We start from the raw sequence: 12,816 nt of genomic DNA on the forward strand, positions 1-12,816 counted from the left end.
TTGTTGGGGGTGTAAATGAAAGAGATAAAAACTTATACCGAATTACAGGTCTGGAAAAAAGCGAGGGAATTGGCAAGTTTGCTTTATACGCTTACAAAGGGATTCCCTGACAATGAGCAATTTGGGGTAACAAGCCAAATCAGGAGAAGCGCCGTATCGGTTCCATCAAATATTGCAGAAGGTTCGGGAAGAAACCATGCGAAAGAATCGGTTCAATTTTTTTATATCGCCCGGGGTTCTTTATATGAATTGGAAACGCAGTTATATTTATCTTTTGACCAAAAATTCATCAATTCAGCGCAATTGGAGCATGCTTTAGAAAAGGTTACAGAATGCAAGAAATTATTGCACGGATATATCAAGTATTTTAAAACATTTTGACAAATAGTTTGTAGCTAATAACCAATAACCAGCAACTAATAACTAATTTATAAATGACAGAAGACATCTTTCAAGGCTACAAGGGCGCCGGGCTGGAGGTCCTGAAGAAATTCAACGTCCGGGTGTGGGGCCAGGCCGAGGTGCTTACCAGCCGGGGCGATTTCAAGGGCACGGTGCTGCCGCGGGCCGACCAGGACGACGACCAGCACATCGTGCTGAAGATCGCCACCGGCTACAACATCGGCATCGACATCGCCACCATCACCGCCATGACCGAGACCGGCTACAAAAAGGCCAACTACAAGATCCCGGAGAAGGAGTTCCCCATCACCCCCGGCCTGCCCAAGGTCAAGCTGCTGGGCACCGGCGGCACCATCGCCTCCCGGCTGGACTACCGCACCGGGGCGGTGATCCCGGCCTTCACCCCGGGCGAGCTTTACGGCGCGGTGCCGGAGCTGGCCGACATCTGCAACCTGACCACCGACAAACTGTTCGCGGTGTTCTCCGAGAACATGGGGCCGGAGCAGTACAAGACCCTGGCGGTGGCCATCGGCAAGGAGATCGAGAACGGCATCGACGGCATCGTCATCGGCCACGGCACCGACACCCTGCACTACACCGCGGCGGCATTGACCTTCATGGTCCAGAACCCGCCGGTACCCATAGTGCTGGTGGGCTCCCAGCGCTCCTCCGACCGGCCCTCCTCGGATGCCGCCCTCAATCTGATGCACGCCACCACCGCGGCCGGCCACGGCGACATCGCCGAGGTGATGGTCTGCATGTTCGGGCCCACCTCCGACGAATACGGCCTGCTGCACCGGGGGACCAGGGTCCGCAAGATGCATTCCTCCTACCGCTCCACCTTCCGCACCATCGGCGACACCCCGCTGGCCATGATCACCCGCAAGGGGCTCCAGCACATCAAGCAGGATTACAACCCCCGGCGCAAGGACCGCCAGGTCACCATCAAGCCCTACTTCGAGGAGAAGGTGGGAATGATCTACTATTACACCAACATGCAGCCGGACATGATCGACTCGATGGTGGACAACGGCTACAAGGGGATCATCATCATCGGCACCGGCCTGGGGCACGTCAACAAGCCGCTGTACCCGGCCATCGAGCGGGCGGTCAAGAAGGGGGTGGCCATCTACATGACGGTCCAGACCCTGTGGGGCTACGTCCATATGTTCGTCTACGACACCGGGCGCGACCTGATGGCCAAGGGGGTGGTGCCGGCCGAGAACATGCTGCCGGAGGTGGCCTACATCAAGCTGGGCTGGGCCCTGGGGCAGACCAGCGACCTGGAGAAGGTCAGGGAGATCATGCTGACCCCCATCAACGGCGAGACCACCCCGCGCGAGCCGTACAACGGGTATCTGATATACCAGGGCGGAGTGCCGGAGGTGGAGGAGTTCATCAAGAAGTTTCATAAGTAGAAAATATTAAAAGCCTCGTTGACGCGGGGCTTTTGTGTTTTTACCGGGGCAACGTAAAAAATACAATACATACCTTCCAGCGCAGGCTATATATTTCTCGGGGGTGGTGCTAGACTACGGCAATGAAAATATTTTTTAAAATATCTCTTGATTTACTGTCCCAGCGGGTATAGACTGTTTATTCCGGCAAACAACCATCACCATAAACCAATAACAAAGGAAAAGACCATGAAGAAGATCCTTCCCGTCCTCTGCTGTGTCGTTTTGTTGTTCGCAGCCTGCAGTCTTAGCAAGACCCCGGCCCAGGTGGCCATCAAAACCGCCGAAGAGGCCTTAAAGGCCGTCAGCGTTGAGGCCCAGAAATATGTGCCTGACCAGCTGGCTTCTGTGGAAGCAGCCCTGAGCGACGCCAGGGACAAGTTCGAGAAGGGCGATTACAAGGCCGCCCTGGCCGGGGCCAAGGACCTGCCCCTCAAGGTCAAGGACCTGGCCGCGGCCATCGAATCCCGCAAGGCCGAACTGCCCAGGATATGGGAGGGCATGGCCGCCAGCCTGCCGAAACTGATCACCGAGACCAAGGCCGCCATTGCTTCGGCCCGCGGCGCTGACCAGACCGTCATCGCGTCAGCCAAGGACGAGGTCAAGGGGATGGAAGCATCTCTGGCCAAAGCCACCGAGGCGTTTAAGTCCGGAGACCTTTTGGGCGCGGTCAACATCGGGACCGAGATGCAGAACCTGGCCGCCAAGATCAAGGCCAGCCTGATGAGTCCGGTGGTTCAGAAATAACCTGGCTTTTTAAAGGGCCAAACCCCCGCCGCAAACGGGGGTTTCTCTATGGGGCGGGAATATGCCAGGCAAAAATATTTTGGTTGAATCCCAGACAATATTATGCTTAAATGCATTAATGCAGGACGGGGTGCCGGAGGTGGAGGAGATTCATAAAGAAGAGCCATAAGTAATCTTTACCAGCGCAAGGAGCACGGTATAATGAAGCTGACGAGATTCCAATGGTACCGGGCCGGGCTGATCTTCCTGCTGGCGGTGCTGATCGCCGCCGGCCTGATCCTGGTCAGCACCACCCGGCAGCTTACGGTGGCCCTGAACAGCAGTCCGGCCAAACTGGAAATCCTGGCGACCATAGGCCGGGTGCGCCTGCTGACCCGGGAGATGGAAATTACCAGACCGGCGCCGGGTACGCCGCCGGACGATCCGGCGGCGATCAGCTACGGGAACACGGTCAAGAAAGCCCGGGCGGAGATAGCCGAACTGGCCAGGCAGACGGCCGGCTGGCCGGTGCAACTGGAACGCCTGGCCCTGCTTGACACCCTGGTTAAGGGCCAGATCTATACGACGGCCCAAGTGACGCCGAAGCCGGCGGCGACCAGGGGAAAGAAGCCTGCCGTAATAAGGCAGGAAGCGGCTCCCCGGCCGGACTTCAGCGGCATCAATACCATCATCGGCCGCATGGAAGGGGATGGCCGGAAGGCCATTGCCTCATGGCCCAATGACCTGGGAGCCTCTCTCCGAAGGCTGGCTGCCGGGGTGGTGGTGATGGTGATCGCCGCCGGCATCCTGTCCCTGGCGGCCTATCTTCTGATGCTGATTGAATTCTCCCGGCGCCGCACCACCGAGCGGCTGCTGCGGGAGAGCCAGCTCCGTTTCGGCCTGCTTATCGACGAGGCTATGGATCTCTCCCTGATCGTTCTCGACCCCTCCGGCCGGGTGGTCGACTGGAACCTGGGGGCCAAACGGATGTTCGGGTACAACGCCGGCGAGATCAGGCGCAAGCACTTCTCCAAACTTTTCCCCCTGGAGCAGGCGCAGCAGGGGGTCCCGGAGAGATGCCTGAAAACGGCGGTTCAAAGCGGGCAGACCCGCGATGAGGGAACCCTGGTCCGCCATGGTTCCGGACCTTTTCCGGCCCGGAAAGCGGTCTATGCCCTGCGGGACGATGCCGGCAGACTGAACGGCTTTGCCGCGGTGGTTCAGGATATAACCGAGGAGCAGCGTTCCCGGGAGCAAGCGGCCAAGCTCAGGCTGTCTCTGGAACGTTCGACCGATCTGGTGGTTATCGCCACGGCGGATGGAATTATAGAACAAGCCAACCGGGCCCTGCTGGAGGCGACCGGATACGCACCGGGAGAACTGGTGGGAAAGCCGCTGGACATATTGCGTCCGCCCGGCTCCTCCCCCAAGGCCCGGCCCCCGGATGGGGAAGAACGGGCAGCCATCATCCGCAAAAAGAACGGCGATCAGCTGCAGGTGTCCCAGACCGTGGCCCCGGTCACCGATCGGTCCGGGAGCACCACCCATCTGGTGGTCACCTCCAGGGATGTCACCGTCCAGAAGCGGCTGGAGATTAAGCTGTCCTACCTGCATCAGCACGATCCGCTGACCGGCCTGTTCAACCGGAATTATTTTCAGGCCCAGGCCAAAGAGGAGATCGAGCGAAGGACCGGCGGGAGCGCGATGCTGATCATCTGCATAGACCGCTTCCGGCAGATCAACGACGTTTTCGGCAGCAATGCCGGGAACCTGGTGCTGATGCAGCTGGCCGATTGCCTGCGAAATGAAGTGGGCCACCGGGGCCTGATCGGGCGCCTGGGCAGCGACGAATTCGGCATCGTCCTGCGGGAGGTGCACGACCCCGGCGACGTAACCGCCATCGTTTCGGCCGTCAAGTCATACACCGCCCGGCGGGTGGAGGTCAACGGCCGCAAGCTGTTTCTGACCCTGTCGGCGGGCGCCTCGCTTCACCCCGACGACGGCATCGATGCCGAGACCCTGCTGAAGAACGCCGATGTGGCTCTGGTCCATGCCAAATCGAGCGGATTGAACCAGTTCCGCATGTATTCCAACGAGATCAATAACCGGATGTCGGCCCTGATGTCCATGGAACAGCAGCTGTTCGGCGCCCTTCAGAATAACGAGTACACCGTCAGCTACCAGCCTTATTACGAGCTGACCCACCGGCGGGTGGCCGGAGCCGAGGCCCTGATCCGATGGGTCAACCGGGAACTGGGCACAGTCTCCCCCGACCGGTTCATCAGGGCCCTGGAGACCACCGGCCTGATCATAGACGTCGGCAACTGGGTGCTCAAGGCGGCCTGCCTGCAGGCCAAGAAGATGGAGAGCACCAAACACAGATTCCCGCTGTCGGTAAACCTGTCGCCCTCGCAGTTCCGGTGCGACGGCCTGGTGGACATGGTCAAAGAAATAATCGGCCAGGCCAATGTTGATCCCCGGCTGCTGACCATGGAGATCACCGAGAGCGTCTTTGTCGAGGATCTGGGCTTCGCCCAATCGGTGCTGAAACAGCTGAAAAAGGTCGGGGTGGCCATCTCCATCGACGACTTCGGCACCGGTTATTCATCGCTGAGCTACCTCAAAAAACTTCCGGTGGACTTTGTAAAGATAGACCAGTCATTCGTGCACGACGTCACCAGCGATCCCGACACCGCCTCCATCGTCACCTCGATCACCAACATGGCCAAGAGCCTGGGCCTTAAGACCATCGCCGAGGGGGTGGAAACCGAGGAGCAGTGCAAGGTGCTGCGCCTGCTGCGCTGTGACATGGGCCAGGGATATTTTTTCAGCCCGGCCATGAATGCGGCGGATTTTGAGAGGTCGCTGATATAAATCTATTATTGCAAGCAGGGCGGAGTGCCGGGGGAGGAGGAGTTTATAAAGAAGAAACAAAAGCAGAAATTATAAAAAGCCTCGTCAGCACGGGGCTTTAATTATTATAATGCAAAAACTGACCCCACCCCTACCCCTCCCCGAAAGCGTTCGGGGAGGGATGTGGGAGGGGTAAATGTTATGACAATAAATAAAACCCACCGTCCCGGAATATGTACCGGGCATCATGTGAAAACCGAAAAGCATGAGTTAGCCAAGAAAATGCGGCGGAATATGACTTATGCCGAAAAATGTTTTTGGAATTCCGTCCGAAATAATAAATTCCTGGGCTATCAATTCCGGCGGCAACAAATTGTGCACGGCTTTATCGCTGATTTCTATTGCAATGATTTAAATCTTGTGGTAGAAATAGATGGCGGAGTGCATGAAGAGCAAAAGGATTACGATAAACTGCGGGATTATATAATAAATCAATACGGAATAAAGGTAATACGCTTTTCAAATCAAGAGATAATTGACAAATGTGATCTTGTTTTGAAAAGAATACAAGAGTTAATCAAATAATTAAAGTACCGGCAATACAAAGAAGAAAGACAAAATTATGAGGAAAATAGTTACATCCATTTCGCTTCTCTCAATTCTTCTGAGCCCGGCGTCCGCGGCCGATAACTTCCCGGCAGTGATCACCGCCCTGTCGCACCAGGTCGAGATAAACCTGCCCATTCTGCAAAAGGCCCCGGGGGACCAGCCGTATTTCATCGGTTACCGGGTGGCGGAGGAGGAGAAATACCAGGTCAACGGATCATTCGGGGCGGTGACCGAGGAGCGGTACCTCAGGGAGCGGGCCGGGATGGTGGATGTCCGGGTGGGCTCCATGAAATTGGACAACACCCACAACATTCGCGAGGGCTGGGGCTACTGGGGCAGCGGCAAGTTCGACCTGCCGGCCGAGGATGACCAGGCGGCCCTGGAGTCAGTATTATGGTGGTACACCGACAGGACCTTCAAGCAGGCCCAGAAGGGATTCGACGCGGTCAAGGCCAACCTGGCGGTCAAGGTGGAGGAGGAGGACCAGTCCGACGATTTCTCCCCGGCCCCGGTGGTGGTCAGCCTGTCGGCTCCGGCCAAACTGGACATCGACCAGGCTTGGTGGAAGCAAAGGGTGATGGGCATATCCAAATTGTTCGACGGCCATCCCGACATCTACAAATCCGAAGTGGCCTTTGCCGCGGCCGCCGAGAACAACTATATCGTCAACAGCGAGGGCGCCAAAATATCCCACGGCCGGATCCGCTGCCGCCTGCACCTGTACATCTCAACCGTGGCCGAGGACGGCATGGAGCTTTACCGCTACGAGGCCTTCGACGCCAGATCGGCCGATAGCCTGCCTGCCGAGGCAGTTTTAAAAGAAACAGCCAGAAGGATGATCTCCGAGCTGGCAGCCCTGCGCAGTGCGCCGCTGGCCGAGCCCCATGTCGGCCCGGCCATCATGTGCAACCGGGCCTCGGCGGTCTTCTTCCACGAGATACTGGGGCACCGGGTGGAGGGCCACCGGCAAAAGGACGTCACCGAGGGCCAGACCTTCAAGAAGAAGGTGGGGGAGAAAGTGTTGCCGGCGTTCATCTCGGTGTTCGACGACCCCTCTCTTTCCTCCTTCAGGGACCTCAACCTGATGGGCGACTATCCCTATGATGACGAGGGGGTGGCCTCACAGCGGGTGAACATCATCGAGAAAGGGGTTCTGAAGAATTTCCTGATGAGCCGTTCGCCCATCGCCGGGTTCAACTATTCCAACGGACACGGACGGGGGGATATCGGACAGGCCCCGGTATCCAGGATGGGGAACACCATCATCTCCTCGCAGCAGACCATGTCCTTTGCCGCCCTGAAGAAACTGCTGATAGCCGAGGTCAAAAAGCAAAAGAAGCCCTACGGCCTGATGTTCACCGACATCTCCGGCGGCTTCACCATGACCAGCACCTACATGCCGCAGTCGTTCAAGGTCCTGCCGGTGATGGTCTTCAAGATATATCCCGACGGGCGCGAAGAACTGGTGCGGGGGATAGACATCTCCGGCACGCCGCTGACGGTATTCTCCAAGATCACCGCCACCGCCGACGATTACGACGTCTTCAGCGGGTTCTGCGGGGCCGAGTCCGGCTATCTGCCGGTGTCCTGCGTCTCGCCCAGCATCCTGATAAGGGAGATGGAGGTGGAGAAACGGATGATGGAGCAGGACAAGCCGCCCATTCTGCCCCAGCCCATGGAGCTGCGGAAAGGAGGCCACAAAAATGAAAAATAAAATATTCTTATTTTTGCCGGCACTGTCGGTCATCTTTTTTTTCAATGTCTTCGCCCAGCCCCTGGCGGCTTTTCCGGATGATCCGGTGCTGAAGGCCATGGAGGAAGAACTGCAGAGGAATTATGGCGGCTTAAAGATCCCGGAGAACCTGAGGATCCCCTATTCCGAAAGTTTTGGACTTTTATCCCAGCCGGGCACCGGTTCCGACAAGTTCCGGGAGGACCCGAACACCGTCCACCGGGCGCCGAGCGATCCGGCCACCATGCCGGGCAGCCCGGCCAACCATCCCTACTTCATCTCCTATACCATCGAATTATATAAGACCCACCAGGCTGCGGCCGTTTTCGGAAAACTGGTGGGCGAGGGCTCTTCCGGGTTTTCCCGGGGCGAGGTGGACCTGAGGATAGGGGACTATTCGCTGGACAACACCCCGGAAGGGCGCTGGCGCCACCGCTCCGGGGGATACCAGTCCAACATCCCGGCGGAGGTCGATTACTGGGGCCTGCGCAAATCGTTGTGGTGGCAGAGCGATATGGCCTTCAAGCGGGCCATCGAGCAGTACTCCCGCAAAAAGATGCTGATGAAGACCAAGAAACGCCAGGAACCGTTGGATGACCTGTCCCGGGAGAAACCATATCGCTATTTTCAGCAGCCTCCCGAAGAAAAACTGGAATGGGAAAATATTAAGGATATTTTAAAGGATGTCTCCCGGCTGTTCCGGGAATATCCCCGAATTGAAAAATCGCAGGCCGAAGCGCTGGTGCAGTTCAGGAAACATTATTTTGTCAGCTCCGAGGGGTCGGCCAATCGCACTTTTGATTCTTTCGGCTCCATCAGCGTGGAGATGTCCGGGCTGACCGATAATGGATTGATGTTGAGGGACGGTTTTTCGGTGGATTATTCTTCGGGCCAGGATCTTGCGGCCATTCTAAAAAAAGCCAGGGTAGAGATAGAGAAATTCTGCGAACAACTAGAAGCCCAACCCATGGAGGATTATTTCGGTCCGGTGCTGCTGGAGGGGCAGGCTGCAGCCGAATTCATTGTGCAGACCGTGGTGCCGTTGATGCAGGCCGAGCGCGACCCGGTCTCGGACTATGAATATGCCGACAACACCTCCAGCGACCTGAAAAAATGGCTCAATAAAAGGATCACCGCTCCGCACATCACCCTGATGGACGATCCCTCAGCGGCAGTATATGAAAAAGATTCCCTGGGCGGGCATTATGCGGTGGATGATGAGGGGATGCCGGGGAGAAGGATCGCCCTGATCGAGGACGGGATCCTGAAGACCTTTTACATGTCCCGCTCGCCAATAGAAAAAATATACGGCAGCAACGGCCACCTGCGCGGCGGGCAGCTGATGCCGGGCAACCTGTTCCTTTCTTCATCCAAGGGGCTGTCGCAGAAGAAACTGCTGAAGGCCATGGAAAAACTGTGCCGGGAAAAGGGCAATGATTACGGCATCGTCATCAAGAGGCTGGAGCCCAAAAAATATTCCCTGGGATATCTGGATGCCGCCCTCAAGGCCCTGGAGGCTTACCGGTATGATCTCAAGACCAGGCAGTTGACCCTGGTGAGGAATCTGGTGCTGCGGGATGTCTCCCGGCGAACCTTAAGGGATATCTACCGCACCGGCCAGAAGCCGACTGTCTACAACAGCCGGATCGGCAGCGGGGTCCAGAGCGAGCCCTTTGCGGTGATAACCCCGGATATCCTGCTGGACCAGATAGAGGCCAGCGGGCCGTCCGAGGTGGGAAGCCAGCCGCCCTTCCTGAAGAATCCGTTCTTCGAAAACGGTAAATGACATCGTTTTTACCCCAGAGGCGCAGAGTTATTTATGATCGGTTTTTCTTGATCAAGGCATAAGTACAAATTAAAGAAGCCCGGCTGCGCCGGGCTTTTCTATTATGAAAACCGACTATTTCCCAAGCTTCTTGCCCAGCTCAAAGGCCTGCTGCATCAGCTTTTTGTCCTTCCTGACCTCCCCGGGTTTGTTCCCGGTGCCGTAGACCATTCCTGCGATCGGTGCCCCGATGAACCGGAAGGCATCCTGGTAGGTCCGGATGGCGTTCACCGCACCGGAGGCATAGGGGTCCACGTCGCCGTAGGTCAATATTATGCCGATTCTCTTGCCCTTCAGGGCGTGGCCTTGTTTGCCGATCAGGGCATACCAGCGGTCCATGAACAGCTTGGTCTGGGCCGAGACGGTGAACCAGTACACCGGCCCGGCCATGACGATGGCGTCGGCCCTGACCAGCTTGGGATAAAGCTTCTGCATGTCATCCTTGAGGATGCAGACATGCCCGGGCCGGGTCAGGCAGTAATCGCAGGCGTTGCAGGGCTTGAGGTGCATCTCGTGCAGGCAGATGGTCTCACATAGTGCCCCGGAGGATTTGGCCCCCTCGGCGGCCCGTTTGGCCAGGGCGGTACTGTTTCCGTTCTTTCTGGGACTGCCCAGGACTATCAGGACATTCTTGTGTTTCATTGTTCAGCTCCCCCTGTAAAATTCGGCATATAAGTAATGTTTTTCAATACTATCAAAGCGGTCCGGGCAAAGTCAATAGCATAAGTGAACGGCCTCGATTATTGTATTGACAACGGGGTGGTTTTAAAATAGAATGACAGTAGCGGAAGTTGGCTGTAAATTTTATTCGGGAGCTGTATGTCTCGTTTCGGGAAGATCTTGACGATATTGTCCCTGTTTCTTTCCGGCTGTGCCGCCACCACCACCACGCCCCCGCCGGAGACCACCGCCGACCTCCGGCTGGAGTTGCCGCCCTATAGCGGCAAAAAAACCACGTTGGCGGTGATCGACCTGCGCAACCAGTCGGAGTTCGACGATCCCCGCATCGGGCGGGGGGTTTCCAACATGCTGATCACCGCCCTGGTGAATTCCGGGCGTTTCATCGTGGTGGAGCGCAACGACCAGGCCCTGGAGAAGATATTTGCCGAGCAGAAGCTGGGCCAGACAGGGGCGGTGACCTCCCAGACCGCCGCCCGGGTGGGCAAGATGCTGGGGGCCAGAACGGTGGTGGTGGGAGAGGTCAGCGAGTTCGGCATCCGCAAGACCAGCGCCTTCGTGGGGGTGGGCGGCACCAAGACCATCACCACCAGGGTGGTGATAGACGCCCGGCTGGTGGATACCGAGACCGCCGGCATCATCTCCGGGGAGACCGGCATCGGCACCAGCAGCACCCAGACCAGGGGGGTGGCCCTGACCTTCGAGTTCGGAACGGCCGGATTCGACGAGACCACCATCGGCATCGCCACCCGGAAAGCGGTCAACCAGGTGGTGGCCAAATTCGCCCTTAAGGTGGAAAACGATCAGTTCAATAAAAAGGAGAATAAGTGAAAAGAAAAGCGCTACTGATGCTGGCGGGATCGCTGATGCTGGCGGCGGCGGCCAAAGCCCAGGATGAAGGAGGGATAAGCCTCAAGCCCACGCCTCCTCCGATATCCTGCCTGGATTTTTTCAAGGGGACCAGCCAGTTCACCTTCACCGGGATCTACATGAAGCTGGGCCTGCCGGAGGATTCCCAAATGGACGAGTCGCCCACCGGCAAGGGTTTCAATTTCGAGATGTCCCGCGGCTTTGCCGATGGTTTCGGGCTGATGTCCCATTTCATGTTTCTGGGGCTGAACATTCCCCTGAAGGATCCCATGACCAACCTGGACGAGGACTACCCCGCCTCGGCCATGGCCATGGGCGCTACCATGGTGCTGGACATTAAAAAAGGGGAAAAGAGGGACATCGCCGGGGAGATCGTCGACAAGAAGACCACCGTGGCCGCGTTCATAGGGTTCGACTTCACCGGGACGGATTTCGAGATGGAAAATTTCATTGAGGACCAGGATTTCTCGGTCAGCACCATGGAGGGCAGCCTGCCGATGGGTTTGGTGGCCGACATTCCCCTGAATTACTATGTATCGCTGGTGCCGTTCGGCCGCTTGGCCTTCGGCAGCACCACGGTGACCACCATCATGCCGTATTACATATTTTTGCCGGCGGACCCCTATATCATCCTGATGCCTGGCATCCCGCAAGACTCCACCTATTCCACCACCCGGTTTGACTACGGCATGGACATCGACCTGCGGCTCTTCCGCAACGCCCCGGAGTGGAAGATCAGCGTGGGGACGGTGATCTCACAGGTCGAAGGCCTCAAGGACGGCAACCTGATAATCATGGCCAGCGTCAAGAGGGAGTGGGGCAAACATTACAGCAGCACCTCCTTCGGACCCAAGCTGCACTGATGACAGCATGATGTAAACCCCGGATCATAAGATCCGGGGTTTACATTTGGAAAATTCACATATTCTAGATCAGTTTCAATATCTTGTCGAACGAGGCCGATTTTCCGAAATATCCTGGGATATCGTACTCCAGGGCCTTTCGCTTGACGGCGGAGTCACACAAGTAGGTTACAATGATGACCTTGATTCCGGGTGTCTATAAGACCTGGCATACAAAATATATAAAGGGGGAGAAATCGGCTTAAAAGTGGGTGTTATTGTAGGACTCCGATATGGAATGGTTAAAGTATGTGGAGAAATTATGGCCGGGCAACCGGCGTACCGCTCCACCCAAGGAAATGGCTTAAATACAAACAGCCCTGCTGTCGCGGGGCTGTTGAATTATTGCCCTTTGAAAAATATCAATTCTTAATGAAAACTATTTCATCCTTTTTCGCCTCGGCCTTGACAGTATCACCTTCCTTGTACTCTCCCTCCAAAATCCTCATGGACAAAGGATCCTGCAGCAGTCTCTGAATGGCCCGTTTCAGCGGCCGGGCCCCGAAGGCCGGGTCATAGCCCTCGTCGGCCAGCAATTCCTTGGCCTTTTCCGTCACTTCCAGCCCTATCTTCCGGTCGGCCAGCCTTTTATAAAGGTGGGCCAGCTGGATATCTATGATCTGCTTGATCTGTGACTTGTCCAACCGGTGAAATATCACGGTTTCGTCCACCCGGTTCAAAAATTCCGGGCGGAAATGCTCTTTCATTGCCTCCAGTACCTTTGTTTTGATCTGGGCCTCGTCGTCCAGCTCACTGATGAAC

General features: G+C 56.7%; 11 protein-coding genes. 9 read left to right on the top strand and 2 right to left on the bottom strand.

Annotation, left to right across the window (positions count from 1 at the left end):
• Positions 1-15: 15 nt before the first annotated feature.
• From RDU76_01790 to RDU76_01820, 7 genes are all read left to right on the top strand, one after another.
• Positions 16-381: a four helix bundle protein gene (locus tag RDU76_01790; GenBank protein ID MDQ7797662.1), complete on the top strand. Its 366-nt coding sequence runs from the start codon at positions 16-18 to the stop codon at positions 379-381.
• Between the two features lie 53 nt (positions 382-434).
• Positions 435-1,820 carry a Glu-tRNA(Gln) amidotransferase subunit GatD gene (gene gatD, locus RDU76_01795; GenBank protein MDQ7797663.1) on the top strand — a complete coding sequence of 462 codons (1,386 nt, stop codon included), beginning with the start codon at positions 435-437 and terminating at the stop codon, positions 1,818-1,820.
• A 228-nt stretch (positions 1,821-2,048) separates the two neighbouring features.
• Complete coding sequence (locus RDU76_01800) at positions 2,049-2,606, top strand: hypothetical protein (protein MDQ7797664.1); 558 nt, start codon at positions 2,049-2,051, stop codon at positions 2,604-2,606.
• Between the two features lie 201 nt (positions 2,607-2,807).
• Positions 2,808-5,459, top strand: coding sequence for an EAL domain-containing protein (locus RDU76_01805; GenBank protein MDQ7797665.1), 2,652 nt, complete (start codon positions 2,808-2,810; stop codon positions 5,457-5,459).
• A gap of 180 nt (positions 5,460-5,639) precedes the next feature.
• Positions 5,640-6,023 carry a DUF559 domain-containing protein gene (locus tag RDU76_01810; protein MDQ7797666.1) on the top strand — a complete coding sequence of 128 codons (384 nt, stop codon included), beginning with the start codon at positions 5,640-5,642 and terminating at the stop codon, positions 6,021-6,023.
• Between the two features lie 37 nt (positions 6,024-6,060).
• Positions 6,061-7,761, top strand: a complete 1,701-nt coding sequence (locus RDU76_01815) for a metallopeptidase TldD-related protein (GenBank protein MDQ7797667.1) — start codon at positions 6,061-6,063, stop codon at positions 7,759-7,761.
• The gene (locus RDU76_01820) at positions 7,751-9,565 is read left to right on the top strand and encodes a metallopeptidase TldD-related protein (GenBank protein ID MDQ7797668.1); all 1,815 of its coding nucleotides are present in this window, start codon (positions 7,751-7,753) and stop codon (positions 9,563-9,565) included. The genes RDU76_01815 and RDU76_01820 overlap by 11 nt, the downstream gene beginning before the upstream one ends.
• Positions 9,566-9,679: 114 nt before the next feature.
• On the opposite strand, the gene RDU76_01825 is transcribed toward RDU76_01820, so the two are convergent.
• On the bottom strand, positions 9,680-10,246 hold the full coding sequence (locus RDU76_01825; protein ID MDQ7797669.1) for a flavodoxin family protein: 567 nt from the start codon (positions 10,244-10,246) through the stop codon (positions 9,680-9,682).
• A 177-nt stretch (positions 10,247-10,423) separates the two neighbouring features.
• Here RDU76_01825 and RDU76_01830 point away from each other — a divergent pair, with 177 nt between their 5' ends.
• Both RDU76_01830 and RDU76_01835 read left to right on the top strand, forming a co-directional pair.
• Positions 10,424-11,113, top strand: a complete 690-nt coding sequence (locus RDU76_01830) for a CsgG/HfaB family protein (GenBank protein ID MDQ7797670.1) — start codon at positions 10,424-10,426, stop codon at positions 11,111-11,113.
• The gene (locus RDU76_01835; GenBank protein MDQ7797671.1) at positions 11,110-12,015 is read left to right on the top strand and encodes a hypothetical protein; all 906 of its coding nucleotides are present in this window, start codon (positions 11,110-11,112) and stop codon (positions 12,013-12,015) included. The genes RDU76_01830 and RDU76_01835 overlap by 4 nt, the downstream gene beginning before the upstream one ends.
• A 401-nt stretch (positions 12,016-12,416) precedes the next feature.
• On the opposite strand, the gene RDU76_01840 is transcribed toward RDU76_01835, so the two are convergent.
• Positions 12,417-12,816, bottom strand: a 400-nt coding sequence (locus RDU76_01840) for a type VI secretion system ATPase TssH (protein MDQ7797672.1), incomplete at its 5' end; no start/stop codon positions are given.

It is taken from the genome of Candidatus Edwardsbacteria bacterium (genome assembly GCA_031082425.1).
Lineage (GTDB): Bacteria > Edwardsbacteria > AC1 > AC1 > EtOH8 > UBA2226.

What these genes read in the sequence shown, in the direction of transcription:
- RDU76_01830 (MDQ7797670.1), top strand. Translation starts at nt 10,424, where the DNA reads ATGTCTCGTTTCGGGAAGATCTTGACGATATTGTCCCTGTTTCTTTCC.
- RDU76_01820 (MDQ7797668.1), top strand. Translation starts at nt 7,751, where the DNA reads ATGAAAAATAAAATATTCTTATTTTTGCCGGCACTGTCGGTCATCTTT.
- RDU76_01825 (MDQ7797669.1), bottom strand. Translation starts at nt 10,246, where the DNA reads ATGAAACACAAGAATGTCCTGATAGTCCTGGGCAGTCCCAGAAAGAAC.
- RDU76_01805 (MDQ7797665.1), top strand. Translation starts at nt 2,808, where the DNA reads ATGAAGCTGACGAGATTCCAATGGTACCGGGCCGGGCTGATCTTCCTG.
- RDU76_01810 (MDQ7797666.1), top strand. Translation starts at nt 5,640, where the DNA reads ATGACAATAAATAAAACCCACCGTCCCGGAATATGTACCGGGCATCAT.
- RDU76_01815 (MDQ7797667.1), top strand. Translation starts at nt 6,061, where the DNA reads ATGAGGAAAATAGTTACATCCATTTCGCTTCTCTCAATTCTTCTGAGC.
- gatD (MDQ7797663.1), top strand. Translation starts at nt 435, where the DNA reads ATGACAGAAGACATCTTTCAAGGCTACAAGGGCGCCGGGCTGGAGGTC.
- RDU76_01790 (MDQ7797662.1), top strand. Translation starts at nt 16, where the DNA reads ATGAAAGAGATAAAAACTTATACCGAATTACAGGTCTGGAAAAAAGCG.
- RDU76_01800 (MDQ7797664.1), top strand. Translation starts at nt 2,049, where the DNA reads ATGAAGAAGATCCTTCCCGTCCTCTGCTGTGTCGTTTTGTTGTTCGCA.